The following is a 26108-nucleotide window of genomic DNA, read 5'->3' on the forward strand; positions in this document are numbered from 1 at the left end:
AAACAGAAAAGTCCTATGCGCTATGCAGATGGCCAACATTGCAATGGCCATAATAATCGAACTCCATTCGGAACCATATATGAATATAGGATTGCCACTTACACATAAGAATAGAAATACTACTATGTACTGTGTATTGGTAGGCCTTATCCTATTTTGAATTTCAATGTAATACATTATTGAAATTTTACGCCTCTTTTGACTTTAAGCCTTTCCAGCAATTCTTTATCTTGTGTATCCATTGTATCGACACCTATTGATTTTTTCCCTAAATAATAGGTGGAAAATAACTCTTCCAAGTAATCTCTTGAAAACCTTTCATTTTCAGGATAAAGAATTTTTTCGTGTTCCAATATTTGTTCCAATGTAAAAACGGAAGCAATAATTTTAGCAGGGCTCCCAACTGCTACTGCATATGGAGGGATTTCTTTATTGACCAAAGAATTTGCCCCTATTACGGCACCTCTACCGATATGACTTTTTGCTATTAATGTACAGTTAGCTCCAATCCATACACTTTCTTCCACGATAATGTCTGTTTCTAAATCGTTTATATGGCTCTCATCCAATAATACTTCGGGAATACCGACAGTAGGCCTATGATTACCAGTCACTACAAGGCAATTAATCGAGATTGTTGTGTATTTTTTTACAATGAATTTTCCAGTAGTGTTTATTAAATATAATCCTTCTCGTATTTTCGAGTGGTCAGAAAAATAGCAGTTACTCGGATTGGCTATCGTCATTGGAGGATGTACTTGAGTGTTAAAGCCAATGTACCCATATATGCTTCGGTCTTTTATCTGGACATATCTTTTCCATGCGTTCTTAACTGCATACCTTATTGAACGCAAAATCGTTATAAACCTCATCATAACCTACTTATTCCAAATACCTAATGCTTTTTTATTTAATAGTTTATGAAGTTGTATCGTAAACACAATTGAATAAATAATATTGATAATAACCATTGAAATCACGACACCTATAGCCCCTATGTGTTTTCCCAAAAGTAATGAGAGCGGTATATGGCAAATCAACCCGACAAGGGTTATATAGGTTTGCAATTTGACTTTACCTATACCATTAATCAGTATAATTTGAAGTGCATCCCAAGCGTGAACTATCACAAACAATGCAACAACTACTGTCATAGTTAATGGAATTATTGCCCTATCTCCAATCCACAGTTTATAAGCAACTGGAGACAAAATCACCATCAATATCACCCCTCCCAAAAGTATTGCATAAACTTTTCTCATTTTGCCGTATATCTGTTTCATCCAACTCCAATCATTTTTCATGTATGCATCCGTAAATGCAGGCCACAATGGTGCTAGTATAATATTGAATGTCATAGAAGCTACGCCGATATATTTGTAGGCAATGTTATAGGATGTAACATCTGATGGCGACGAAACATTACTTATTAAAATATTTGTAGCTTGATACAACACTATCATTTGTATTTGAATGATAAAGAATTTTATACCCAGATTAAGAATATCCTTTATATTGGATTTATCAAAATACGATACAGATGGTTTGACTGGTTTGAGTTTACCTGTATATAATATAAAAGAACTTATCATCAACACCAAAGCCGGTATATATGATATAGCTGAAGCAAGATTGGTTAAGGAAGGTTTAGTAAATATGTTTAATAAATATATTACAATGACTGAGCATAGGTTTCCAATTACAGGAAATGCGGAAGCCAATGCAACTTTTTGATGAGCGGATACCACAGCAGTAATAACATTAAATATCATTTGTAAGCTAAAGCACACAAGTAATATTGATACCACATGGCTTAACTCTTCATTGTAAATTTGACTAACATTTAAGAAAGAACTCCAGTCAACATAAGGTATAACGCATTCCCCAATCAAACATAGTGGTAAGAATATTATAAGCATCACTATATAGGTGGTCGAAACCAAAGACTTTCCCTTTTCTATATCATTTTTAGCCAATGCCTCCGATAGTTTGTTTTTAAGTCCTAATGTTAATCCTACATCAAAAAAATTAAGCCATAACATTATTGAAGAAATCGTTAGCCATATTCCATATAGTTCCTGTGATAGATACCCTAATGTCATGGGAACTAATATCAGTTGAATAAGAATGCTGACACCTTTTATAAAAATTGACCCAATCATATTCTTTTTCACTATCAAGCTTCTTCTATCACCCTTAGTGAAAAAATACTTAATATGCGCTAACATACGAACCTGTAAAGTTTATCAAATGTCATTAATTACGTTTAGTGACATACCACTCAGCGAATGCTCTTAATCCAGCTCGCAATGGTGTAGATGGCTTGAAGCCGAAATCTTGTTCCAAAGGCGTTGTGTCGGCGTATGTTACAGGAACATCACCTGGTTGCATCGGCACAAGCTCCTTGTACGCATCGAAATCGTAATCTGTGGGCAACACTCCGGCACGAACCAGTTCCTCTTGCAAGATTGTCACAAAATCGAGTAGGTTTTCGGGGTTGTTGTTTCCTATATTATAGATTTTGTACGGCGGTATTGGCAAGCCGTCTTCACCTTTGTGGCGTTCCGGTGCGTGTTGCATGACCCGAATGACACCCTCCACGATGTCGTCAATGTAGGTGAAATCGCGTTTGCAATTCCCGTAATTGAAGATTTTGATGATTTCACCCTTGACCAATTTGTCAGTAAAGCCGAAGTAGGCCATGTCTGGACGACCAGCCGGGCCATAGACGGTGAAGAAGCGCAAGCCTGTAGATGGAATATTGTACAGTTTGCTGTAAGCGTGTGCCATCAGTTCATTGCTTTTCTTAGTGGCCGCATAGAGGCTGACTGGATTATCCACTTTGTCATCGGTGCTGTAAGGCACTTTCTTGTTACTTCCATAAACGCTACTCGAACTTGCATAGACCAAATGCTCCACGCCCGTTTTGCCTTCATCATAAGAATGGCGACAAGCCTCCAAGATGTTGTAGAAACCAATGAGGTTGGAAGCAATGTATGCGTCAGGATTGGTGATGCTGTAACGTACTCCAGCTTGTGCGGCAAGGTTTACCACCACTTGTGGGTGATGTGCGGCAAAAAGTTGGCTGACTGTCGATTTGTCGGAAATGTCTCCTTTGATGAAAGTAAAGGATGAATATGAAAGTAGTTCTTTCAACCTATCCTCTTTCAAGCGTACATCATAATAGTCGTTCATATTGTCGATGCCGACAACTTTCACATCAACAAATTCCTGTAACAGCCTTTTGGCAAGGTTGGCACCGATAAAGCCCGCCACACCAGTGACAAGGATTGTTTTCCCTTTAAGAATTACATTTTTCGCTAACATACTCTTAATCCCTCCTGAATATATCGCGTGTATAAACCTTTTCCTGCACATCGTCCAAGCTGGCATCATAGCGGTTAGCGATAATCACTTGGCTTTGTGACTTGAATGCCTGCAAGTTATTAACTACACGGCTTCCGAAGAATGTGCTACCATCTTCCAAAGTAGGCTCATAAATTATCACTTCCGCGCCCTTTGCCTTGATGCGCTTCATCACGCCCTGTATGGCCGATTGCCTGAAATTGTCAGAATTGAACTTCATTGTCAGGCGGTAGATGCCCACTACACATCCATGCTCCTTGCTGACATCAAAGCTGCTGTTTTCACTGTAATAGCCTGCTTTGTGCAACACAGCATCGGCGATGAAGTCCTTGCGGGTACGGTTGCTTTCCACTATGGCGGTCATCATGTTTTGCGGCACGTCCTGGTAGTTTGCGAGCAATTGCTTGGTGTCTTTGGGGAGGCAGTAGCCGCCATAGCCGAAAGACGGGTTGTTGTAATGGGTGCCTATGCGAGGGTCGAGGCCGACGCCCTCGATGATGGCGCGGGAATCGAGTCCTTTCACCTCGGCGTAAGTGTCTAATTCGTTGAAGTAGCTCACGCGCAGGGCAAGGTAGGTGTTGGCGAAGAGTTTCACCGCCTCGGCCTCCTTCATGCCCATGAACAACGTAGGAATGTCCTCCTTGATTGCGCCCTCTTGCAGCAGTGCAGCAAATGTGTGGGCGGCTTGTTCCATCCTGCCGATGTCGGTGATTGCTTGTATTGCCTCATTTTCCTCGGCGAAACGCTCGTCCATCAGCTTCGGGTAGCCCACGATGATGCGGCTCGGATAGAGGTTGTCATAAAGTGCCTTGCTTTCGCGCAGGAACTCTGGCGAGAAGAGCAGGTTGAACTGCTTTACACCTTTCCGGGCGTATTTCACGTAAAGGCTGCGGCAGTAACCCACAGGGATGGTGCTCTTGATGACCATCACAGCGTCGGGGTTGACGCTCAGCACGAGGTCTATGACATCCTCGATATGGTGGGTGTCGAAGTGGTTGAGCGCAGGGTCGTAATTCGTCGGCGCGGCAATCACCACAAAGTCAGCATCGGAGTATGCCTTTGCTCCGTCCAGCGTCGCGGTCAGGTTCAAAGGCTTTTCGGCCAGATATTTCTCGATATATTCGTCCTGAATGGGCGACTTACGTTGGTTGATGAGGTCAACTTTCTCGGGGATTACGTCCACCGCCGTCACTTGGTGGTGTTGCGACAGGAGCGTGGCGATTGATAGCCCCACATAGCCGGTACCGGCCACAGCAATTTTAATATCGTTAAGATTTTTCATAAATTTATTTTTCACAAGAAACTTAATATCCTCTATAATACCATCTTTTGTTATGGCGCGTTCTTCCGAGAACAGTTTTTTCTCGATGAATATATATTTGAAAGTACGGTCTTTGTAATCATTATGCATTTCAGGCATTCCTAATTGGGTAAAGTCAACAATTCTGTCTTTATTGAAATAGATATAGACTTGATCTTTTTTAATATATTTGATAGAAGGCGTACTTTCACAATTAAAAACATCAACTTGATACGAATCTCTAATCCGATTTACTATCGCATCATATATCGCTCCAGTATCAGTCATAACCCTATCACTAATTTCCTTGCCCAACATGGCAACCATTTCGGAATACGTCTTCCACAATGGAATGTACTTATATCGGCGTGACATCCATTCGTCAAAGGTCGGTATTTGATTCTTGTGTATTTTCATTAGATGTATGATGTCATCATCAGACAACATATATACTTTCATGCCACAACAAACTTCTACCTCCCTATAAAAAGATTCATAGTTGAAGAGTTGTTCCCTCTTCAATTTTCCATCAGGTTGTAAACATTCAACCAATTTCTTTATAGAATCCTTAAAGATTTTTTGCTCATATACAACTTGGTGATGCTTGAAAATCCAATTTTGCTGAAAATTCTTATTTTCTATCAAAGCGCGAATTTCATACAATGCACTTTTGGAATAGGCTATTTGCCACTTACCTTCATACTTGTATAATATGATTGAACGAATAATACGTTCTACATCAACAGAGTTGCTCTGATAACCAGACGCCCAACTGTCTCTGCAGATATAGTCAAACTTGTCCGCATCAATTACATCTCCATGCAACAATGATATGAAACAATCTTCCAATGATTTCTCTGGAGTTCCATATTTGAACCCCATTATCATTCTGCCAACAAGAGTAGGGTCGCCATTTAATTTTATGATTGATTCGTAATAAGTTGTAATGCAAAGAAGAGCCGAAATGATTTCGTGTTGTTTTACATCTGTATTTTCAAGGTCTATCGCATTTAATCCGTTATCTTCCTGTCTTTCAAAAAGTGCTTTTTTATAGATGCTGAAGAGTTTTCCGGGAGTTCCAAAATGCTCTTCCAGCGTGTGAGAAAACGGTGAATGACCAACATCATGCAATAAACAAGCTATCAAAAAGGTCGTTTCTAAAGTTTCACTCAACACCAACTCAGGGTTATTTCCCTTTATAGCTTCAACGAACTTCTTGCCTATTTGATACACACCAAGTGAATGGACAAAGCGATCATGGCGTGCACACGGGAATAACGACCTTGAAGATAATTGCTCTATACGTCTCAGACGCTGAAAATTTGGAGTGTCTATAAATGAACTACAGAAACTCTCCGGCACCGTAATATAACCATGTACCGTATCAAGGAAAGTTTTATATTTTTCCATCTTGAATAAATTCTCTTATGATTCGAGATAGGATTGAGCGGGTATCAAAGTCCAGTTTGTAAAATTCACGTATAAAACGGTTCTGGATTTGACTATTTTTAGACAGCTTAATTATGCTCATCCCAGAAACTGTATTTTGATTTGCCAGTGCCAATGCCCTATTCGTTGCTTGAAGCGATAATCTCACCGAGATGAATTGGTCGGTTTCGCTTACCCTATTCATGATGGCTCTGAAATTTGAGATAGAGATTGAATCTATTTTATATCCTTCTACGTAAACCGAACCTATTATCTCTGTTATTTCTATCGTTTTATACATTTCAATATATTTTATGTATCAAATTTTTATCAATACTTGCGTTCTGACATCGTATATCTGCAAGGATAACTCCGTCATTTTCTCAGGGCTATGCAGCTTTTTTTATTCTGATCTCTACGTTTGTATCTTTTTTTGCAACACAGTTTTTAATGTTTCCAGACTATGGAGGTCTGACCCACTGTAATCGTACATTCCTACTTTTTTCAACTTATAGGCTTTCTTCTGAACGCCCTTGCCGTATAATCCATGAAGCGAGAACAAGTTGAGCTGGAACTTTATGTTCGTAGATTTCAACCGTTTGTAGTCATCATCTTCCATGTATATATACCGCTCGGGATGCGCTAATATGGGGTAGTAGCCTTTGGATTTGATGCGGAGCAGAATGTTTTGCAATCCCATTGGAGGATTGAAGTAGCTCGTTTCTACCAACAGATGTTTTCCGTCTTTTCCTAATGGCAGTAGATCGTTCTGTTCCAATCGTTCCTCAAAGAGTTTGTCAAGCATGTTCTCGGCTGCAAGGTGCAGGGTGACATGTCCACTGTATGCAACTTGTAGTTCGGCAAAACGATTGCGCAGGTGACAGGTTGTGTTGGGTATGTCCTCCATGATATGCGGTGTGAGCCACACCTCTTTAATACCTAATCGCTCGTATTCGGCGAGGATTTGCAGAGCTTCTTCCATCGTTTGCACACCGTCGTCCACGCCTGGTAGGATATGGCTGTGCCAGTCCGTAAAATCACGGAAAAAACCACTTTCTTCCAACGTCTGTTTCTTTCGGAATGGCCACATTGTTCCTCAATCTTCATTTTGCCGAGCCGTAGTAACTTTTGCTACCGTATCCGTACTTGTACCCGTATCTATACCCATAACGGTAACCGTAACGGTTACCGCCACCTTCCGTACCGTTCAGCAGGAGTGTCATGTTTTTGAAACGCTTCCCGTCGTACATACGTTGCAGTTCGGGAAGCATGTCACGCTCCAACAATCCGGCACGTACTACAAAGATGGTGCGATCGGCTAATTTCTCTATGATTTGCGTGTCGGCCACGATGTCGATGGGTGGACAGTCGATGAAGATATAGTCGTAATACCCCCGCAATTGCTCAATTGTTTCCTTGAATAACGGTTCGGCCAGCAACTCGGTTGGGTTGGGAGGAATGGTACCGGCGGGCAGCAGGAAGAAGCCCGGACAATCGGGATTTTCCTGTATCAAGTCGTTCAAACTTTTCTCCCGTTTGCCCAAGTAGTCGCTCAGTCCTTTATAAAGCGAACCCAGATAGGCCGATGCTGAGCCGTGTCGCAAGTCTCCGTCGATGACCAGTACCCGCTTGCCCTTCAGTGCGATAGTGGCTGCCGTGTTCATTGTCAGGAACGTCTTGCCGCTGCCCGGGTTGAACGAAGTGAACAACGTAACGCTTGCCTTGCCGTCGGTCTTGACATCGAGCATGAACTCCAAGTTGGTACGCAACACGCGGAACGCTTCGTTGATTATATCTCGGTTGCCCTGTGTGATGACAATCGACTTGGCGGTCTCGCTTTTTTTCTTTCCGCTTGCCGCCAACGGGATTTCCCCAGCGAATGGCAGCGAGAGCGACTCCAAGTCCTTGCGCCCGCGTACCTTGGTGTTCATATTCTCACGGATAAATATGATGACCACTGGGATAAGCAGGCCGAGGGCTATCGCAACCAAGGCAATGTTCTTCTTGACCGGAGCGGTGGGTATCATGCTGCCCGAAGGCGGGGTGATGACGCGGGTGTTGTAGGCAGTGAACGCCTGGGAAAGTTCGTTTTCCTCACGCTTCTGCAACAGGAACAGGTAAAGTGCTTCTTTCACTTTTTGCTGGCGTTCCACCGAGAGAAGGTATTTTCCCTGTGTAGGATTGGCGGCAATCCGTGCGGTGGTCTGTTGCTCGCTCTGCTGAAGAGAGCGCAACTGGGTATTGAGTGTGGTGATATGGTTGTCTATTGAAGTGATGATGGCATGGCGCATGTTCTCTAACGATTGGTCCATATCTACCACCAACGGATTCTTTTCACTACTGTTGGCTACAAGGTCGTTGCGGCGCAGCTGGGCGGTGTTGTAATTGGCAATCTGCTGTTCGATGCCTGTGCTTTCAATACCCGAATTAGCCGGGAGCAACTGGTTTTCACTGGTAGCGTTGGTAAGGTAGTTACGGATATACCGTGCCATTGATAGTTGAGTATTCAAGGCAAGGATTTGCGTATTGGTCTCGCTGCTCTGCGCCATGTACATGCTGGCTGCTGCCTGCACATCGGGCAGAAGGTGCTCACTCTTGTAAGAGGAGATATTTTCGTCCACGTTGCCTAATTCTTGTTCAATAACACCGAGGCGTTCGTTGATAAACTGCGACGTGCTGACGGCAATCTGGTTTTTGTCCTTTATCCAATTCTCGTTATAAATGGCGATGACCGTGTTTAACACGTCTTCTGCACGTTGAATGCACACATCTTTGAAAGACAAGTTGATGACTGTTGACTTCTCATCATTAAGGGAAACCGACAGATTGGAAGCGTAGTTTTCTGTGGCATCTTGATAGCCAATGCGTGACACGAAAACTGGAGCCTCATAGTTTAAGGAATCATTTATTGACTTTATAAAAAGTTTGCCTACCGGTGTGTCAACCGTGTCGTTCAACATGGAAGTAACTTCACCGTCAATATCTTCACCGTCGTGTGAGAAATCGCTTAATTTTACTTGGCCATTCTTTGTGGGATTGATGGTAAAGGCGATGCTTTCATTGTCCCGCAGGTCATTGAAAGATACCATGTAGGGGCAGACTTGGCCGTACAACACTTTCTTATAAAAACCGCCGTCCATATAATAACTGATGTCGAGGTGTAGTCGTTTCACCACGTCAAGCATCACCGCAGGCGACTGTAGGGATTGCATCTCATTGTTGACATTGGTGCTGGTTTGAAATAGGTCTATATCGCTCAGTACCCCGGCAGCGTCACTTATCGAATTCCCCTTGCTGTCCTCCTTGATGAGCAGTGAGGCAGAACGGGTATATACAGGGGGAGTGGTCAGCAGGTAAATGACCGCCACACCGATGGTCACGGCCAAGGAAATGACAAACCAATACCATTTGCCGAGGCACAGGTAAAAAAGGTCTTGGATACGGATGAAATCATCCGCTTGCTTGGGTCTTGTTGGATTGTTTTGAGTTGCCATGCTTCTACTTAATCACTTGTCACTAATACTTAAACCTAATTGAAAATGAGGATAGCCACCGAAGTCAGCAGCGATGCCAATGAAATCCAGAACGAGGTGGAACGCACGTTGTTTCCGTTCACGGTGGACTGCCGTGCTTTCACTGCATTAGGTTCCACGTACACCACGTCGTTCTGTTGCAGGTAGTAGGCCGGAGATGTATAGACGTGCTCCCCTGAAGTGAGGTCAATGCCGTACACCCGTTGCACCCCATCTTCCTGTCGCAATACCATCACCTTGTTTCTGTTACCGTAAATGGTCAGGTCTCCCGCCATGCTTAACGCATCAAGGACAGTCAGACGGTCACGATCAATGCTGAAACGTCCTGGGGTGTTCACCTCACCTAATACCGAAATGCACAGGTTCATAAATTCCACGGTGACAACAGGGTCTTTCACCAAGTTCTCACGAATCAGCTCATTTTTGATATAGGATGCTATTTCCTCACGTTTCTTTCCCATCACATAGATTTTGCCCAACACGGGAAAATCAATCTCCCCGTTGGCATCTACTGTATAGCCAGAAATACCAGAATTGGTTGTAGTTGAATAATTCGTCCGCAAAGATTGTCCAAGTTGTCTTGTCACATACGGCAGATTGAACAAGTCCGTCAACTGTGGGTCGCGGCTGTTGACGATAATCGAAATCTTGTCCTCCGGCTGCACGGTTATCGCCTGCACCTCCGGTAATCTCACTTCACTCTCCCCCGGCTTCAGGTCTTGGAAATAAACCACCTGCTTCGACGAGCCGCAGGAACTCAAAAACATTGTCCCGATGATTAAAAGGAACAACGCGCATACTGTCTTGTATATCTTCATTCTATCACTATTTTTCATTTCAATACCAAATGCCCCGCCATGCGCTTATGCCCGCTTAATAGCTCTGTTGATACCTAACTGCATCAAAGTCCACAGGACAATATCCAGTATCAATAGCAGCGTAATATTTAATAAGCCAGCCAATGCCCAGTTGATTCCAATAATGGATAGGGCTACACACAAGATAGTAACCATTACCATGCGGGGGCGCATCCCTGTCCGTAGCAACTTGTGGTGGAAATGGTTCTTGTCCGGCATGAATGGGTTCTTACCTTCTCGTACACGGTGCATCACCACTCTTACCACGTCAAACAGCGGCACGATGAGTGTCGAAAAGGCCAATACCAGATTGACTTGCCCCGTCTCGCCTTCGCTCATGTCGATGCGGCTCAGGTGGATGACCAGCAGGCTGATGATATAGCCTAAAGTAAGGCTCCCGGCATCGCCCATGAATAGCTTGTGGCCTCGCTTGGCATTGCCGAACACATTGTAAAACCAGAACGGCATGATGACGCCGAAGGTGGTAAAGGCAAGCATGGCGAAGATGTATTCTCCCTGCAAAGTGCACATCATTCCCAACACAACAAGCGCAATGCAACATAACCCCGAAGCCAGCCCGTCAATGCCGTCTATCAGGTTGATGGCATTAGTGATGTAAACCACGACGAACAGGGTGACGGGTACACCGATATATACAGGCAGGTCGTATATGCCGAACAGCCCTCCCAACGAATTGAACCATTCGCCCGACCATACCAGCAACAGGGCGGCGGCAATCTGCACGAGGAACTTGTAACGGTAGCCGACCCCGATAAGGTCATCCGTCACGCCCGTCAGGTAAAGCATCGTAATGCCCACCGCAAAGAACAGGAACTCGTAGAGCACGACATAGGGCGAAAGGTTCTCGATGGGATAACCCAAATAATAGCGTATGCCAAGCATAAGGCACATGGTGATAAGTATCACCGGGAAAAAAGACAACCCGCCAAGCCGGGGAACGGGTATGGTATGCACTTTGCGCCCGTCCGGTATGTCGAACAAGCGTTTCTTGTAGGAAATCAGCAGGATTTTGGGAACGATTGCCATCCCAAGTACCAATGCCAATAACCAGGCTGTCAACAAAAACACATAGTTCATAAATAAAATAATGATTGTCTGGCTATAGGGGGGGAATGAAACAATTAAAATTCTATACGTTTTTCCCGTGATAAAAAGTCGACGATATTCTTTACTTTCCGGTTATGCCATCTACAGAATGAAGCGTTGTTGCAAGAAAAAATTCTCGCGTCACAAATCCGCAATTTTTCAGTATGTCTTAAGCAATGCAAATTATGTGTTGCCTACAAGATATTCTTAACTTTTACACTTGCCATGACAATGGGCGTCGGTGCATTGGCTACTTTCATCGGAGTAATAATAGAATCGGCATAGGCACGGCAAAGGAGAAACGCAGACCGTTCGAATGCCACCCAATAGTCATCTGTACGGTAAAGGTAGATTTGCGACAAGTTACTTGCCTCCATGAACAAGATGTCGGGTATATGACCATTTATCAATTCAATCAATTCAACCACCGATGAATTCATGTCATTCCTTTCTAAATATTTATATGAGCTGGATATACTCCGTATTGACTTCCACTGCCGCTGCCAACAACATGGGCAGTTCCACCAAGAGCCGTTTTGTTTTGGAACCCCGTGTAGTCACCAAGGTTCCAATATAGCCATCCAGTTGTCCTCCGATGATACGTATCTTGCGGTTCAGCATATCCGGGGTTATTTCCTCCGGTCGGTAATATTTTGGATTTTCTGTGGCTTCCACAGCCTTGATAAAGCGTTCCATGTCTGTGTTCCTTACTACAATGGGGGTGTGCTGTACACCTAACTTGTAGCGGTATTGCAGCGTGGGGATGGCTTCAACTATAATGTCGAGTTTTTCCTTTGTTTCCTTGACGAAAAGCAAGTCTTGCATGAAAGGTACTTCCCGGTCTTCTCTTTTCCCATGAATGGTAAGCAGCTTATGCACCATCGGGGTAAAGAACTCTATCCCCTTGTCCTTGAACATCAGGTAGGCAGGTTGTTTGGCGTTTCTCCGTTTGAGGTCGCGCATCACGAACCACTGCCTTTCATCTGTCGTAAGCTGCGTTACATCCATAAACCCTACCTTATTATATTGGTTACTTTTCACAAGAAAAGAAATTGTCAGGCGACGATTATCAACCGCCTGTTGAGCGAAGGGCAATTCTCTGAGTCCTGCAAGTGTTTGCGATTTACTGAAACACAAGCAGTTATATATGCTTTCTCAAAAAGTTCGGGTGTTTCACCCATTTCCACATTATTCATACTTTGCCTATTCAGGCTTAGTCAGTTTATCATTTAGTGGAGTTTGCATTTCAACTCCAATGCGGTACATCTCTTAGCAAGAGATATATCCTTTGAAATCACAAGCATTAAGGTGTTGTAAATCAGTACAGAAAAGAAATCCACAATTATCCATCACTCAACATCTGTTAGACAAAAACAAGTTCTGTCAAACATCAAAATAGGTGTCAAATGAATCTTTTTTGCTCATTCTTACTGTTTTATTTGATATTTTTTATACCTTTGCACCTGCGTATATCTCTTGCTAAGAGATGGTTAGATTTGCTCAACAATTCAAGGATTTTAATACCCCCTTGGCATATTAAGCCCAATCTTCCGAAAACTTCTACCACAAGTGGTTTCTTATCCTCTAGCTATCCTGTTCCAGGATAGACGTACTGTGGCTTAAAACCCTAAAACCAGTACGTGATGCCGAATTCGGTACATCTCTCTTTAAGAGATGTGTCCGATGGATATCAATTTTGAATATCAGCTATTTACAGATTAAAAAAGCGACCGTTGCTCAACAAATTGCTTACATTTGCCAAGCAGATACATAAAAATTGAGATAGCTTGAACACATTTTATTTGGCACATTATGGATTTCATAGTATTTTTTGTATCTTTGCACCGCATAAATCCATCTCTTAAAGAGAGATAGCTCATTTTACTCAACAAAAATTCCTTCTCCATCTGCAAAAAAATACTCTTCTTTATATCTCATCTTGCATAAATTCTGTGTACGATGTCTTGATTTGCTGAAATCGTCATTTCCTATTCCTCTTTACCTTTTTCCATTCAAGGTAGGCAATAACAGTTTGGCGCATCCATCAAACATGATTAGCCGGTGGGTGCGCAGGGAAATTGTCAGCAAAATCAGCAGTCCGAAAGATAGATAGGACAAATCTATGCCAATCTAACTTATCTGTTTAATCTGTAGGTTATCGTGCATAGACTGCGCGAATGACAGTCAGGTTCGCATCATCAATCACCTGGTTATCCAATGAGTTCAAGTAGATGCGTGTGGTCTTTTCCGAATCATGCCCCAATGCCTGGCTGATGGACGTGGTGGGTATGTTCAGCCGATAGGCAGCACTGGCCCAGCAATGTCTCGCCGTGTAGGTTGTCAGCGGAATGGGGCAGTTTACGAGTTTGCCAATCTTTTTCAGCTGGACGTTCATCCGGTGCAGGGCATTCAGGTATTGCCTCCGTATGTCGCCCCTTTCTTCGCTTAGGATTGGCAATAGATAGCGGGAGCCCTCCACGTGATGGCGGTCAACTATCTCCTGCATCTGTTTCTCCCATTTGATTTCGAGTTTCTGCCGGGTCTTTTGACGGGAATAGGTCAAGTAGCCATTTTTCAATTGGCCGGTTTCCAGCATGGCCAAGTCCACGAACGAGATGCCTCTCAGGTCGAAGCTCATCAGGTAGAGGTCGCGGGCAAACGCCATTTCGGCATCCCTGCTCAAATCCAAGTCCTTGATTTCTTTGACGGTCCGGATGGGGATGGCCCGCTTGGTGGTCTTGTCCACGCCGGTATAGACTTCCGCAAAAGGGTGTCGGTCTATGGTAAGTTTCTTTTTCACGGCGCGGTTGTAGATGGCCCGCAGGTTACGGTTGTAAAACGAAGAGGTATTCCTGCACAATCCGCAATCTTCAAGCAGGTAATATTCATATTCTTTAATCAGTTCTTCATCTATTTCATCCAGAAGGATGTCGCCTTGTTCACCACGGAAACGCAGGAAACTGTTCACGGATGAAGTGTAGGTCTCGGCAAGGCGGTGCTTTCCCGTGCGTTTTAGATGTTCCACCAGTTTGTGGGAAAACGCGCAAAGGCAGTGTTCGTCATCATTAGGCAACTGGTAAGCCGCCACCACTTCGTCCGTAGAATATAGCTTGCCCGACTCGTCCAAACGGTGGATAATCGCTTCGATTCGCTTCCTCATATTCTGCAGGTTCTGTGCTATTTCCGCCAAATAGCAACTGCGTTCCGGATTTTGTTCAGGGAGTGCCACTTCTCCATCTTTCCATTCTTCGGGGAAAAGTTTGTAACCTGTGCTGATTTGCCGTGCCATACGGTCATGGATCACTTGGAAATAGACGGCTCCTGTTTTCCCTTTTACCCGCGAGGGCCTGAATTTAGCTTTTACTGATGTTGTCATAACATTGATATTTTATTGTTGAAGTATCATTTCGCCCCGCGGCGGTTCACCACGTCTTTAATCATCTCCTTCACATCCATCCCCACCTGAACGAAGTTCTTGTACAAGATACGTTCCCTTTCCTCTTTCGAGGGGAAAGTATAGAATTTAGGCAGCGGCACATACCCGGCTTCCTCCTGCCTGATTTCCTCCATATCGAAATCCGTCTTGCAGAAGAATTTCGAGGTCTTGAACTCCTCGGCTTCCTGTATGTTCATGCTTCCGCCCATGCCGGTCTTGGTCTTCACGAAGTCACGGGCGACTTGCCCGCATATCCATCCTGTAGGCAGGTCGCTAATTTTCGAGGCGGGCACGAGATTGTCCATGTTTTCGTTCAGGTTGATGCTGGTCTTATCCCGGTCAATGGTCACGCCTCTTTTCAGTTGCACGACCTTGCCGAAGATGTCGTTGCTCAGCCATTCCAAGGTTTCCTTGGATCGGGCAGAACCAGATACGACATTACCTACTGTAGTGATAATCTTCTGCATACCTACCTTCCCGTAGTCTGCCTCCAACTGCGGCAACTCTTGGAATCCCAACGCCACGCTCACCTTGTTGCTTCGCGCCGTACCTATCAGACGGTCTATCTTGTGGAAATACAGCGTGGGCAGCTCGTCCACGATGATGCTCACGGGCACGTTCTTGCCCTGCCCGGTATTCACACGGGTTACCAGTCGATTCAGGATAAGGGCGTTCAATGCTCCGATGATGCTTTCCATTTCCGGGTCGTTGGCTATCAGCAGGTAGCTGGGGTTTTTCGGGTCGCTCACCTTCAGGTCGAAGTCGTCCCCGTCCTTATGGAATATCCAATAAGATTCCTTGGTGGCCAATCGGGAAGTATAGACACGCAACGTGCCTATCATACCCTCCAACTGCTCCATCGCCTTGTTCTGGAAAGCCGTCTGGAACGGGCCGAGCAGCGGGGCAACCTCATTGTCGGTCTGCAACACCTCAAAGATGGTTTGATAACTCTCGTTCAAAAAGGAAAGAATATGCGGCATGTCGGAATACTTGCCCAACCAATAGGCCGGTTCCACGATGTTGCCGCCCTTGCGGTCACGCACTACGCCAGTGGGCTTCCAGAATTTGGTTTCCTTGTCCTGCACTTTTTCCGCATACAGTTTATTCCCGTCCTTGTCGTAAGGCTCCCGCTCGTAGTTCACGAAAAAGTAGATACAAGCGGCAAGAAAGTTGACCGCCGAGGTCTGAAAGAATTGGTCGCTGCCTCCTCCTCCCTCTTTCTTGCCTTTCTGTAAAGATTCCAATAGCGTTTCCGCCGTTTCGCTGGCAGCAGCGAGGTTGGGGATGTACTTTGCCTGTATCGGGTTCACCCTCCGGCTGTATTCCACGTTCACAAAGTTGATGATGTTGAACTTGCAGCCCTTTGGTAGTTTCCCCAGCTTCTGGTTCTTCTTGTAATGGTAATACAGCTTGGTCGCCAAAGTGGGGAACTTATAATCGTAAACTACTAAGGCAAAGCCTTTTGCGGAGTGCTGTCGGATAAATGGTTCGATGATGGAAAAGGTCTTTCCGCTACCCGGAGTGCCGACCACCCATGTTCCTCTGAAAGGATTGACGATATTCACCCATCCCTTGCGGAATTTGCCTTTGTAATAATAGCGCATGGGTACATTCACCGAATACTTGTTCTCCACCAACTCCGTGCATTGCTCGAAACTTTCATTTTCCAAGTTGAAACGGTCTTTCAGCAAACCTTCTTTCAAGAACTTGGAGATATTATCGAGTGCCACATGGACAAGGATAGTACCCATTACGGATGTCGCCATATAGAAGATGACATTCAAACGTAGGGAATAAACACGCAGTTCCATCGGATGATTGTAAAGCCAAACAGACAGCACCAAAAAACCGATGCCGCTCACCAACGGGTATAGCACCTGCCTCCGGGCATTGAACTCCAAATGTTTCTTGTTACGCGTACCCACGCAGGTAATGCAAATCAGCAGGACGGTTGCCACCTTGCTGTAAACGAGATTTCCGTCGTGGTAGATAAGCCATGTCTTCATGCGGTCATGCACATCGCACACGATACCGTTCCAGTGGTCGAGCACTGCCGGGTCGATGGCGTACATGAAGAACTCCACCAACACCGACACATACACCACCGTCCGAAATATCTTATAAGCCCCTTGCAGTTCCTTACTTTCTTCCATGTTTCCTTTCTATATTTGGGTCCAATTTACAAACGTGCAATAATTCTTCGTTCTTCATTCTTCATTATACAAAGTGACTATCGCCCGCACCTTATGCCCTTGCAGTTTGGGTGTTTCCTGTATGGCACCGCTCCCCATCGAGAACAGCCATGCTTTGGCGGTTTCTTGTCCTTCTACTTCCGTACTCGTCCAGTACCAACATTCATCGGCATCATCGGGCAGTGGTTCACCACCGCAAGACTTGATGTAAGGATTGATAGATGCCTTGGCAGCATAAAGCAGCCGCATTTGCGCCACCGAAGGCACGTAGGCACTCTGTCCGTACCGCCACATATCGAATACCTGCATGGCCATAGGTGAAGAAACATCGTCTGTGTCATACAGGGCAAAGGTATTCTCGTTCCCATCGTAAGCCGTCAAGTCAGCAGACGTTCCTTGCGAAATGCCCAAACTGTCAGCAAAGGCTTCCGGAGGAAGGTCATGCAGATAGACCGCATAGCCAGTGCCACTCATTTCTTCATTGCGGTTCACATGGAACACCACAGCTATCGCCTCCTTGCCGGAAGCCACATAATCTTCGTGGCTTCGTGTCTTGCCGTCCGTGCAAAGTATATGTCCTACTTTCATGGAGGTGTCCAACGGGTCGTGATGCCCGTCGCAACCGGTCAAGCCAACACCCAACATGGCCACGACCGCCACACACGCTATTCTTGTTTTAATCGTTCTCGTTTGCATACCTTATAATATATATAGATGAATACTCCATTCTGCGAGAATCTGTTTAATCTGTGTTATCTGTGTGCCAATCTCTTATTTCGTGGGTATCTTCACGCCGATGACAATACCTGTCCGAAACAAATCTTCCCCTTTTATCATCAAGTCGCACTTGGCTTGCCAAAACAGTTTCCAGCCCTTGCGAAGCGCATAGTTGTGTTCGTACCCCACATGGATGCCGCCCAGCACCTTGTTCCTGTCCGAACCCAGCGACCCGCCCAACCGCAAATTGCCATGATGGTTACGGCTGCGGAACACGCAGGGCTTGTAGGCCGCTCCCACGCCCCAAGTGTTGTAGTGGTTCCAGAAAGATTCGGGGCAAACATGCTTGCAATCCTCACATTCGTCCCATTTCAGATAGACATTCCCGAAGAACTCCCACGCATGGTGGTAGTTCGTTTCATACTCGTAACCCACCGTCAAGTCCAGCCCTCTCTCATACAGCAGGCCTGTACCGATTTGGATGCGTCCTTGCCGGTCATCGGCAAAACCCGGCAAAGTGGCTACTAACATGAATGCCAATATGACTAAGCCCTTTGGCACAGCCAAATTCTTCATTTTTAATTCTACATTCTTCATTTCCTCTATTCCTCCTGTAATAAAGCCTCATTAAAACTATCCGCGCAAAGCACGTCCTCATAGTCGATGTTCAAAGCAATGGTACGCCCCGAAATCTGTTTCTCGCTCACCTCGATGGTCAGCACCTTGTCATTGGGAAAAGTTATTTTCCTTATGACCAGCACATTGCGGTAACCATGTTGGAACGAACTACGTTGCTCCAATTTCATCTCCGGCTCCAGTTCGATAACTTGTGAGTTGGTGGCTTTCGACACCTTCTTGTCCGCCAATTTGACACGGATTTCGTCGATGTCAAAGCGGATATTCGTCCTGTTCTCGATGGAGAAGTCAAGGAAGAAGTAGTCGCCCACGGCATAGATGTTGTTCAGGCGCATGGTCATGCGGTGTTGCCTGCGGTTCACGTTGCGGTAGCGGGCAGGCGACAGCCACACCTGCCGGGCAAAGCGGTACATGTCCTCGGTGGAGAGCGACACCGCCGGGTTACGGTAGGCAGTCATTTCCATGGGCTGCACCTCCTTGTCCGTTACGGCTTCCTGCATCCGGGTGGTGTAGAGCAAGGCGTATTGGGTACGGTAGCGTTCCGTCACGATGGTGACGATGGCCAGCACCTCGCCGTCTTCATGCCCGGCCTCTTTCGGTTTCAGGCGGATGGTATTGTTAATGGGCTGGTCGCCCACTATCTTGTCAGTGGAAATATCCACAAAGCGGATGGGCTCGGTGGCGGTGATGACGGTCGTCACCTGCTCGTTCACCGTCAGTTGTTCCATTTCGTTGTAGGTTTGCTGGGCCTGTGCCGAGATTGCGGTAATCCATGTGGCAACAAGCAGCATCACTTTTGCTATCAGTTTCATTTTTAGTTTGTTTATTTGTTACATCGTATGTCAGTTCCTTTTCTCCCTGCCGTTCACCAAATAGACGAACGTGCCGTATTTAAGTTTCGCCTTGTTCTTGCGGACAGCCTTCGACAAAGCATTGCTCGTGCGCTGGTAGGCGTTCTGTATGGCTTGCATCCCCCATTGAGCGAAAGTGTTCCCGGTAGAGCCGTTGTTGATGCTCATCGTGCTGCCGAGGGCATTGGAGGCCACATCTTGTGTGGTTTCACGGAAGGAACTGCTCGGCACATAAAGTCCTTCCAGCCCGTCCGTGTCGTAGAGCGACAGATTCACTTTTACCAGTTCATCCTCCACCAACAGGCTCTTGATGCTACCTTTCACGCGCTGGCTGCCGAAGCCGCTCATCGTGGCATACAGGTACGAGCCTTTCGGCACCACCTTGCCGTCTATCTCCACATCGTCCAACAGGCGCAACCGCACCCGCGAGCCTTCCACGGCTTTGATGTTCTCATCGATGATGGCTTTTATCAATCGGGGTTCAGGCTCGTTTTCGGCCAAGGTGTTAAAGTAATCCGAAGAAGTCTTCACCTTTTTCACCACCTGCTCGCTCTCTGCATTCTCGGCAAGCTCGTTCACGGCCTGTTCAATAATTTCCACCTTGCCGCCTATGGCGACACTGCCGGTGGGGGCAAGGCTCTCCGCGTCCGTGCTGTCCACGTCCTGCAATCCTTTTTGCCCTTGCTTTCTGGCTTCTGCCAGTACCTTGTCCAACTCGGCCAAAGCCTCTTTGCGTCGCTGCTCACTTCGCGCAAGGCGTTCTTCCTCGCTCAACGGTTGCACCCCGGTGGAATCCGCCACCATCGCTTCGCCTCTCTCGGCACTTTGCCGCAGGCGTTCCTGCATCTCACGCAGGTGTTCCAGTTCCTCCGACCTTGCGGCTGCTTCCGAATCGAGCAGGGCAAGGTCTTCATCGCTATAGCGGGAATCGTAATCTTCTTTCTCTGTTTCATTGTTGTTCCGTTCAATGTTTTCTACGGCGGAATAGTCTTGTATCCGGCCGTAGGACTTGACCATGCTCTCATACTTGCCGCCTATGCCGTCATCGCGCATCTGAGCTTCCGGCAATTCCGGGTTCAGGTACTCGGTGGTTTGCAAGGCGGAAGGCGTCTCTGCCACTTCTGTATCGAAAATATCCATCACCAAATACCCCGTTACCAACAGCAGCGGATAGAGGATGGCCGGCAGCACATACTTCGGCTGTCTGAAATTAATCCTGTCTGTTATCATCATGCGTAGGTTGTTTTTGTTTCAAAAGAATCTCCTGCCGCTCGGTGGCTGTGGCTTGCTTGCCATTGTCAGGCATGGTGCATATTGATACCACCCTGCACACATTGAGTGCGAGGCATCCCAACACGATGCCGAACACGATACCGAGAAACCATCTCGGATGCTTGCAGGCAAATCGTTGCGCACACCCTGCCATCTTGTCTATCCGCAGAAAACGGGCGGCTTTCTTTCCTGCTTCCACTTCCTTCTTATACCGTTTCTCATACTTCGGGTCATCCTTGTCCGGCATCTTCTCCCCGAAAATCAGTTTCTTCCATCCCATAGCTTGATTATTTCAGTGTTTAAATCCTTCATTCTTAACTCTTCATTCTTCATTTAGTAGTTGTTCTTCGTCCGTTGCTCAATGTCTTTGTTGAGCAAAGTACGCCAATTCACAATCAGCAGCCCATGCGGGTTGTTGTCTGTCCGGGGTACACGTTTCAGTTGCCCGGCCGTAACCAGTTCGCGCATCAGAATGCTGGTGCGCCGTTCAATACGTTGCCGGCCGTAATAGGTAAACTCCATCTTTTCCTTGTCAAACTTGATACTGTCACAAAAGATGCTGAACACCGCACTTGTACCCATGATATTGTTGTAAAATCCTTTTTCTTTCAAGGTATTGTACTGCGCCAATCCGGTTTCGTCCACCAAATACATCGCCTTCTCCATAGTGTACTGGATATACTTGTCGTCCGGTGCAAGGGTAAAGAAGTAGTGGTGGAACATTTCGACATGACTACGGGCTTCAACATCAAGTGTTTCTTCCATCGAGGTGCGTTGCACCAATATCGGCACATTACCGTCCAGTACATAGATTTTTTGTTGTGCGTCTGCCACCATGCCCCGTGCCGTCCAGATGCTCGACATACTGATAACCACGCATCCTACGATGACCGCCACGCAGACAATCCCCACTAATTTGATTTTGTTCTCCAGGTTTTTTATGACCATAATCCTAACCGTTATAATCGTTACTCATTTGTGTATCTTTTATCTCATCAACGAGTGCATAGCCCCGGTAGCCGACATTTTCGCCTGTTGCGCCACGCCCTCACCGAAGTTTCTCGTGCTGAATGCCGTGTCACCTTCCGGTATCATCCATGCCGCAAGGTCTGGTACGAGGTTCAGGCATTTCAACGCCACGATGCTGGCCGCCATCAGGTAGCCTGCCGAGAAGAATGAGTTCTGCAAATATGCAGCCATCGTCTGTTCGCTGGCGGTTATCGCCGTCAGGTTCTCTACCTGGATGCACAATACGATGTCAAACAGAAGCAGCACATAAAAGCCCACGAAGTATAACATTGCGCCATAGAAATGCACCGTCAGATACCTTGTCATCCATTTGGCCCAGGCACCTTCCCATTTGGGCAACAGCGAGAATGCCCACTGTATCGGTCCGAATATCGTCAGCATACCCAGCAGGATTTGCTGACAGTATATGGTCACCCACCAACCGATTCGGTACACAATCAAGGCGATTACCATCACGATTTTATCCAAGCAGACGGTCGCCCCGCTTACCAAAGAGGTGAACCACAACCGGCTGGCATCTTTCTCCATTTCCGTCACTTCGTCCACACCGGTCTGTTCCATCGTCGATTCCACCAATGCCGGATCCATTGTGCCGGAACGGGCAATGTCGGCTTGTGCCTGCAGGCTGGTGTACATGGTATCACGCACGTAAATGAGTTGCTGCACTTCCTCGAATTTGTCCGTTATCTGTAAGGCTTCCGCTTGATAGAGGTCGTGGGTGTACGAACCGATGGCATTGGGAATGTAGGAGAGGAAGTCCAACACGCACCAACTGCTCCCACTATTGGTAATGCCCGTATCGGCAGGTGGATACCACCACGACATGATGACTGCCACCGCCAACGGTTTGAACAGTTTCATCACGTCCAACGGTTCTTTCTTCACCATCATCTTGTAAGCCATGCCCGCTGCCATGATGATGGCGAACAAGGCGGCCAATGCCATGCACATTTGGAGAATCCACCAATTATCCCAAGCGGGTCTAACCATCGGAAATGAAAGGATAGTAAGGTGATGTAATATCACTGATTTACAGTCTATTAGGAATGAAAGCCGATTTTGGATTGGTTCGTTATTCTTTCCTAAATTAGCGGATTGTTTACCCACTTTTGTCTCGTTTTTGTCCCTCGTTGTATTATCTTTGCATCGCAAGCTAAATGCTTGATAATCAGTGATAAAAGAATATATTAACATCAGAAAAGAAAGGAAATAAAATGGGACGAAAGAAGAAAGAAATCCGTTTGAAGGAGCCTGTGCGCATCCGAGAGAAGAAGATAGCAGGTGGCAACATCAGCCTCTATCTTGACATTTACCAGAAGGGATTGAGAAAGAAAGAGACTTTGAAACTCTATCTTGTGCCAGAAATCAACGCTGCAACCAAGTTGCAAAACGCCAATACGAGAAAGTTGGCAGAGCAAATCAAGGCGCAGCGCATTCTTGACATCCAGAGAGAGGGTCTTGTGGATTGGGACAAGGTGAAGAAGTCACGCATGACACTTACCAAGTGGATGGATGACTTTGTGAAGTACAATGCCGAGTTGTCTGAATCTTCCATGAAGACCAAGCGCAACACTCATGCTCGCATTGACCAATACCTACTATATATAGGCAAGCCAGAGTTTCTGTTGAAAGACGTGGACAAGGAGTTTTGCAAAGGCTTCATTACTTTTTTGAAGACTTGCACCTACAATGATGGAAAGAAACAACTCAGCACCACCACTTGCCGTATGTTCGTCAACTATTTCGGCTCGTCATTGGCAAAGGCTGTAAGAGACGGACTGATTGAGCAAAATCCATTCTTGCTGTTGGAGGCAAAGGAGAAGCCACAGAAGCGAGTGGCTGAGCGTGAGTTTCTGACGATAGAGGAAATAAAGAAGGTGATGAACACACCATGCCGTTATGAACTGGTGAAGAAAGCCTTTCTATTCTCCTGTTTCACCGGTCTGCGATATAGCGACATGAAAGCCTTGAACTGGAGTGAAATCCACAAGGCTGCTGACGGCAAGACAGAATACATTGACCATATCCAAGTCAAGACCAAGGATAGAGTAACCATCCCCTTGTCGGAAGAAACAAAGAAGTGGATGCCTAAAAGAGAAGAAGGCATAGACAACATCTTCCACAACTTGACAATCACATCTACAACTGTAGAAGTGGTTCTGAAAGAATGGATGGAGGCAGCAGGAATAACCAAGCATATAACCTACCATTGCTCACGACATACGGCGGCTACGATGCTCCTGACTCTTGGTGCAAGTATCTATGTAGTAAGTAAGATACTCGGACACAAGAGCATCAAGATGACGGAGATTTACGCCAAGATTGTTGACAAGAAGAAGTTGGAAACCGTGAACCTCGTGAACGGAATGTTTGACCAAATACCAGTAATACAATGAAGATAGAAATCAAGGAACGTAAGCTGACGGAAGGCAAAAGAGCCTTATATCTGGAATACTACGAGACTGGCTTCCGCAAGAGAGAAAACTTGCACCTCTATCTCTTGCCCGATGATGCCGTTGGTGCTGCAAAGCACAATCGGCTTACATACAACAAGGCTATGGAGATGCGAGCAGAGCGCATCCTCACCCCTCCTGTATTGGAGAAAGAGAATGCCAAAAGCGAAGAACAAGGCAACGGCTTGACTTGGCTACAATGGTGCGATGACTATATCAAATGGTCTGTTGATTGTGGCAACTGCAAGAAGATGATAGGTCATAAGAATGTTGTCCGCAAGCGTATCGCCACTTATCTGCGAAGAGTAGACAAGAAAGACATCCTGCTGAAAGATGTCAGTAAAGATGAAATTTGCGGTCTTTTTGATTATATGCGCAACAAGTATCGCAACAAACGCCAAATCAAGACCAACGGAGGACGGTTGGCTGATTACTCATTACTGTTGTTTGAGGAAACTATCAAAGCGATATTTAACAAGGCTATGCGTGAAGGACTTGTAAAATTCAATCCTGTACACAGTCTAAACAAGTTGGAACGCTTCCATGCTCCTGACAAACATAGAGAGTATCTTACGCCAGAAGAACTCACACGTTTCCTGGCGGTGGAAGCTGAATGTGAGAATGAACGAACCGTACAACTGGCATTTGGCTTATCATCCATGACTGCCCTTCGCCTTGGCGATATGCAGCATCTAAGGTGGTGTGATATTAAAATGATAGATGGCGTGCCGACAATCAGCATCATACAGCGAAAGACAAAGCGTCCTGCCATTATTCCGCTCAATGAAATGGCGCAATCGTTGTTGCCACCTCGGACGGATGACAATCCGGAAAGTCTTGTGTTTCACCTTGTCAAGAAGTCAGACAACGTATCGAAATACGTAAGAAGACTTAAAGAAAAGGCTGGCATAGAAAAGGATTTGACCTACCATTGCTCACGGTATACGACAGCATCGTTGGCTATCTCTGCAGGAGCAGATATATCAGCAGTGAAGGATGTTTTGGGACATGGAAGCATAACTTCAACCGAAGTTTATGCAAAAGTGGCTCTTGAAAAGAAGATAGAGGCGGTCAATCTGTTTAATGGCGTGTTTGATTGAGACATACAGCAGGGAGCGAACAATGGGGAAGTCTTACTTCTTCCCTTTTGTTGGTAAATTACCGTCAGGCTGTATTCAAAAAATGCTTGTGTTCAAATAAATCTGCAAGACTTATCTGGACACAGGCTTTTTCATGTTCAATTTAATCTTTGATATAGATGACAACAGGAGTAATATACGCTCGTGTCTCCAGTCTTGATGACAGACAGAGTACGGAAAGACAGGTCAAGGACTTGTCGGAGTATGCAAAATATAAGGGTATCGAAGTCTGCAAGGTCTTTGAGGAACACATCTCTGGCGCAAAGAAAAATGATGAGCGTCCAGTGTTGTGTGAGGCAATGGAATACTGCAAGGCAAACCGCATTGGAATCCTACTTGTCAGCGAGCTGTCAAGATTGGGTCGCAATGCGTTTGAGGTGCTTGCCTCTGTCAAGGAACTCATAGACTGTGGCATTAACCTCTACATACAAAAGGAACAACTTACATTATTGGACGAAGAAGGACATCCGTCCCTCTTTGCCCCGATAATGATAGCCACGCTTTCGACCTGTGCGCAATTGGAACGTGATAATATCTCATTCCGATTGCAGTCAGGACGGAAGCAGTATATAGAGAAAGGTGGGAAACTCGGACGCAAGGTAGGCTCTGTAAAAACGGTAGAACAGATGAAAGCCGAATATAGGGAAGTAATAAGTCTGCTCCGCAAGGGGTATTCCATTCGGGATGTGGCAAAGTTGAGTGGTAAAGGGGTAAGTACCGTACAACGAGTGAAGCGATTATTAAAAGTACAATCAACGCAATAATACTATTGATTTTACGTTCTTTTCAAAG

General features: G+C 45.7%; 22 protein-coding genes and 1 pseudogene. 3 read left to right on the forward strand and 20 right to left on the reverse strand.

The features are described from left to right. Positions 1 to 176: 176 nt before the first annotated feature. The 20 genes and pseudogenes from BN4609_RS04790 to BN4609_RS04890 form a co-directional block, all read right to left on the reverse strand. Positions 177 to 875 (reverse strand): acyltransferase, encoded by a 699-nt coding sequence (locus BN4609_RS04790; RefSeq protein WP_068855493.1) that lies wholly within the window; start codon positions 873 to 875, stop codon positions 177 to 179. A gap of 3 nt (positions 876 to 878) precedes the next feature. After that, complete coding sequence (locus BN4609_RS04795) at positions 879 to 2162, reverse strand: lipopolysaccharide biosynthesis protein (RefSeq protein WP_241033197.1); 1284 nt, start codon at positions 2160 to 2162, stop codon at positions 879 to 881. Between the two features lie 94 nt (positions 2163 to 2256). Continuing rightward, complete coding sequence (locus BN4609_RS04800) at positions 2257 to 3327, reverse strand: NAD-dependent epimerase/dehydratase family protein (protein ID WP_068855495.1); 1071 nt, start codon at positions 3325 to 3327, stop codon at positions 2257 to 2259. Positions 3328 to 3331: 4 nt separating this feature from the next. Then, positions 3332 to 4648, reverse strand: coding sequence for a nucleotide sugar dehydrogenase (locus BN4609_RS16920; protein WP_068855648.1), 1317 nt, complete (start codon positions 4646 to 4648; stop codon positions 3332 to 3334). Positions 4649 to 5761: 1113 nt separating this feature from the next. Further along, positions 5762 to 6076: pseudogene (locus BN4609_RS17230) on the reverse strand (HD domain-containing protein); the annotation flags it as partial. Next, positions 6063 to 6395: a hypothetical protein gene (locus BN4609_RS04810; protein WP_068855496.1), complete on the reverse strand. Its 333-nt coding sequence runs from the start codon at positions 6393 to 6395 to the stop codon at positions 6063 to 6065. The gene BN4609_RS04810 and the pseudogene BN4609_RS17230, both read right to left, overlap by 14 nt. A 114-nt stretch (positions 6396 to 6509) precedes the next feature. After that, positions 6510 to 7184, reverse strand: coding sequence for a tyrosine-protein phosphatase (locus tag BN4609_RS04815; protein WP_068855497.1), 675 nt, complete (start codon positions 7182 to 7184; stop codon positions 6510 to 6512). Positions 7185 to 7197: 13 nt separating this feature from the next. Continuing rightward, entirely contained in the window at positions 7198 to 9588 is a 2391-nt protein-coding gene (locus tag BN4609_RS04820) for a GumC family protein (protein WP_068855498.1), read from the reverse strand. Between the two features lie 35 nt (positions 9589 to 9623). Then, on the reverse strand, positions 9624 to 10445 hold the full coding sequence (locus tag BN4609_RS04825; protein ID WP_068855499.1) for a polysaccharide biosynthesis/export family protein: 822 nt from the start codon (positions 10443 to 10445) through the stop codon (positions 9624 to 9626). Between the two features lie 45 nt (positions 10446 to 10490). Next, a complete protein-coding gene (locus BN4609_RS04830; protein WP_068855500.1) occupies positions 10491 to 11582 on the reverse strand; it encodes an MraY family glycosyltransferase in 1092 nt (363 codons plus the stop codon). Positions 11583 to 12050: 468 nt separating this feature from the next. Continuing rightward, positions 12051 to 12599, reverse strand: coding sequence for a UpxY family transcription antiterminator (locus BN4609_RS04840; protein ID WP_122982643.1), 549 nt, complete (start codon positions 12597 to 12599; stop codon positions 12051 to 12053). A gap of 1147 nt (positions 12600 to 13746) precedes the next feature. After that, positions 13747 to 14967 (reverse strand): tyrosine-type recombinase/integrase, encoded by a 1221-nt coding sequence (locus BN4609_RS04850; RefSeq protein WP_068855503.1) that lies wholly within the window; start codon positions 14965 to 14967, stop codon positions 13747 to 13749. 26 nt (positions 14968 to 14993) lie between these two features. After that, a complete protein-coding gene (locus BN4609_RS04855; RefSeq protein ID WP_068855504.1) occupies positions 14994 to 17180 on the reverse strand; it encodes a type IV secretory system conjugative DNA transfer family protein in 2187 nt (728 codons plus the stop codon). 54 nt (positions 17181 to 17234) lie between these two features. Then, positions 17235 to 17915 carry an Lcl C-terminal domain-containing protein gene (locus BN4609_RS04860; RefSeq protein WP_068855505.1) on the reverse strand — a complete coding sequence of 227 codons (681 nt, stop codon included), beginning with the start codon at positions 17913 to 17915 and terminating at the stop codon, positions 17235 to 17237. A gap of 75 nt (positions 17916 to 17990) precedes the next feature. Beyond that, positions 17991 to 18467 carry a hypothetical protein gene (locus BN4609_RS04865; protein WP_438501682.1) on the reverse strand — a complete coding sequence of 159 codons (477 nt, stop codon included), beginning with the start codon at positions 18465 to 18467 and terminating at the stop codon, positions 17991 to 17993. A 71-nt stretch (positions 18468 to 18538) separates the two neighbouring features. Continuing rightward, positions 18539 to 19384: a conjugative transposon protein TraN gene (gene traN, locus BN4609_RS04870; RefSeq protein ID WP_068855507.1), complete on the reverse strand. Its 846-nt coding sequence runs from the start codon at positions 19382 to 19384 to the stop codon at positions 18539 to 18541. A 30-nt stretch (positions 19385 to 19414) separates the two neighbouring features. Further along, positions 19415 to 20656, reverse strand: a complete 1242-nt coding sequence (gene traM, locus BN4609_RS04875) for a conjugative transposon protein TraM (RefSeq protein WP_068855508.1) — start codon at positions 20654 to 20656, stop codon at positions 19415 to 19417. Further along, positions 20634 to 20975, reverse strand: coding sequence for a hypothetical protein (locus BN4609_RS04880; RefSeq protein WP_018665849.1), 342 nt, complete (start codon positions 20973 to 20975; stop codon positions 20634 to 20636). The genes traM and BN4609_RS04880 overlap by 23 nt, the downstream gene beginning before the upstream one ends. A gap of 53 nt (positions 20976 to 21028) precedes the next feature. After that, positions 21029 to 21643: a conjugative transposon protein TraK gene (gene traK / locus BN4609_RS04885; RefSeq protein WP_068855509.1), complete on the reverse strand. Its 615-nt coding sequence runs from the start codon at positions 21641 to 21643 to the stop codon at positions 21029 to 21031. 39 nt (positions 21644 to 21682) lie between these two features. After that, complete coding sequence (locus BN4609_RS04890; protein WP_306455816.1) at positions 21683 to 22714, reverse strand: hypothetical protein; 1032 nt, start codon at positions 22712 to 22714, stop codon at positions 21683 to 21685. Positions 22715 to 22938: 224 nt separating this feature from the next. On the opposite strand from BN4609_RS04890, the gene BN4609_RS04895 reads away from it, so the two are divergent. From BN4609_RS04895 to BN4609_RS04905, 3 genes are all read left to right on the forward strand, one after another. Beyond that, positions 22939 to 24120 (forward strand): site-specific integrase, encoded by a 1182-nt coding sequence (locus tag BN4609_RS04895; RefSeq protein ID WP_068855511.1) that lies wholly within the window; start codon positions 22939 to 22941, stop codon positions 24118 to 24120. Continuing rightward, positions 24117 to 25277, forward strand: a complete 1161-nt coding sequence (locus tag BN4609_RS04900; protein ID WP_068855512.1) for a tyrosine-type recombinase/integrase — start codon at positions 24117 to 24119, stop codon at positions 25275 to 25277. Before BN4609_RS04895 ends, BN4609_RS04900 begins: the two co-directional genes overlap by 4 nt. 158 nt (positions 25278 to 25435) lie before the next feature. Further along, positions 25436 to 26080 (forward strand): recombinase family protein, encoded by a 645-nt coding sequence (locus BN4609_RS04905; protein WP_068855513.1) that lies wholly within the window; start codon positions 25436 to 25438, stop codon positions 26078 to 26080. The last annotated feature ends 28 nt before the right edge of the window (positions 26081 to 26108 follow it).

The sequence above is a fragment of the Leyella lascolaii genome, from assembly GCF_900079775.1.
Lineage (GTDB): Bacteria > Bacteroidota > Bacteroidia > Bacteroidales > Bacteroidaceae > Prevotella > Prevotella lascolaii.

What these genes read in the sequence shown, in the direction of transcription:
- BN4609_RS04820 (WP_068855498.1), bottom strand. Translation starts at nt 9,588, where the DNA reads ATGGCAACTCAAAACAATCCAACAAGACCCAAGCAAGCGGATGATTTC.
- BN4609_RS04900 (WP_068855512.1), top strand. Translation starts at nt 24,117, where the DNA reads ATGAAGATAGAAATCAAGGAACGTAAGCTGACGGAAGGCAAAAGAGCC.
- BN4609_RS04850 (WP_068855503.1), bottom strand. Translation starts at nt 14,967, where the DNA reads ATGACAACATCAGTAAAAGCTAAATTCAGGCCCTCGCGGGTAAAAGGG.
- BN4609_RS04810 (WP_068855496.1), bottom strand. Translation starts at nt 6,395, where the DNA reads ATGTATAAAACGATAGAAATAACAGAGATAATAGGTTCGGTTTACGTA.
- BN4609_RS04895 (WP_068855511.1), top strand. Translation starts at nt 22,939, where the DNA reads ATGGGACGAAAGAAGAAAGAAATCCGTTTGAAGGAGCCTGTGCGCATC.
- BN4609_RS04830 (WP_068855500.1), bottom strand. Translation starts at nt 11,582, where the DNA reads ATGAACTATGTGTTTTTGTTGACAGCCTGGTTATTGGCATTGGTACTT.
- BN4609_RS04860 (WP_068855505.1), bottom strand. Translation starts at nt 17,915, where the DNA reads ATGCAAACGAGAACGATTAAAACAAGAATAGCGTGTGTGGCGGTCGTG.
- BN4609_RS16920 (WP_068855648.1), bottom strand. Translation starts at nt 4,648, where the DNA reads ATGAAAAATCTTAACGATATTAAAATTGCTGTGGCCGGTACCGGCTAT.
- BN4609_RS04865 (WP_438501682.1), bottom strand. Translation starts at nt 18,467, where the DNA reads ATGTTAGTAGCCACTTTGCCGGGTTTTGCCGATGACCGGCAAGGACGC.
- BN4609_RS04880 (WP_018665849.1), bottom strand. Translation starts at nt 20,975, where the DNA reads ATGGGATGGAAGAAACTGATTTTCGGGGAGAAGATGCCGGACAAGGAT.
- BN4609_RS04790 (WP_068855493.1), bottom strand. Translation starts at nt 875, where the DNA reads ATGATGAGGTTTATAACGATTTTGCGTTCAATAAGGTATGCAGTTAAG.
- BN4609_RS04890 (WP_306455816.1), bottom strand. Translation starts at nt 22,714, where the DNA reads ATGGTTAGACCCGCTTGGGATAATTGGTGGATTCTCCAAATGTGCATG.
- BN4609_RS04795 (WP_241033197.1), bottom strand. Translation starts at nt 2,162, where the DNA reads ATGATTGGGTCAATTTTTATAAAAGGTGTCAGCATTCTTATTCAACTG.
- traM (WP_068855508.1), bottom strand. Translation starts at nt 20,656, where the DNA reads ATGATGATAACAGACAGGATTAATTTCAGACAGCCGAAGTATGTGCTG.
- BN4609_RS04855 (WP_068855504.1), bottom strand. Translation starts at nt 17,180, where the DNA reads ATGGAAGAAAGTAAGGAACTGCAAGGGGCTTATAAGATATTTCGGACG.
- BN4609_RS04800 (WP_068855495.1), bottom strand. Translation starts at nt 3,327, where the DNA reads ATGTTAGCGAAAAATGTAATTCTTAAAGGGAAAACAATCCTTGTCACT.
- BN4609_RS04840 (WP_122982643.1), bottom strand. Translation starts at nt 12,599, where the DNA reads ATGGATGTAACGCAGCTTACGACAGATGAAAGGCAGTGGTTCGTGATG.
- BN4609_RS04825 (WP_068855499.1), bottom strand. Translation starts at nt 10,445, where the DNA reads ATGAAGATATACAAGACAGTATGCGCGTTGTTCCTTTTAATCATCGGG.
- traK (WP_068855509.1), bottom strand. Translation starts at nt 21,643, where the DNA reads ATGGTCATAAAAAACCTGGAGAACAAAATCAAATTAGTGGGGATTGTC.
- BN4609_RS04815 (WP_068855497.1), bottom strand. Translation starts at nt 7,184, where the DNA reads ATGTGGCCATTCCGAAAGAAACAGACGTTGGAAGAAAGTGGTTTTTTC.
- BN4609_RS04905 (WP_068855513.1), top strand. Translation starts at nt 25,436, where the DNA reads ATGACAACAGGAGTAATATACGCTCGTGTCTCCAGTCTTGATGACAGA.
- traN (WP_068855507.1), bottom strand. Translation starts at nt 19,384, where the DNA reads ATGAAACTGATAGCAAAAGTGATGCTGCTTGTTGCCACATGGATTACC.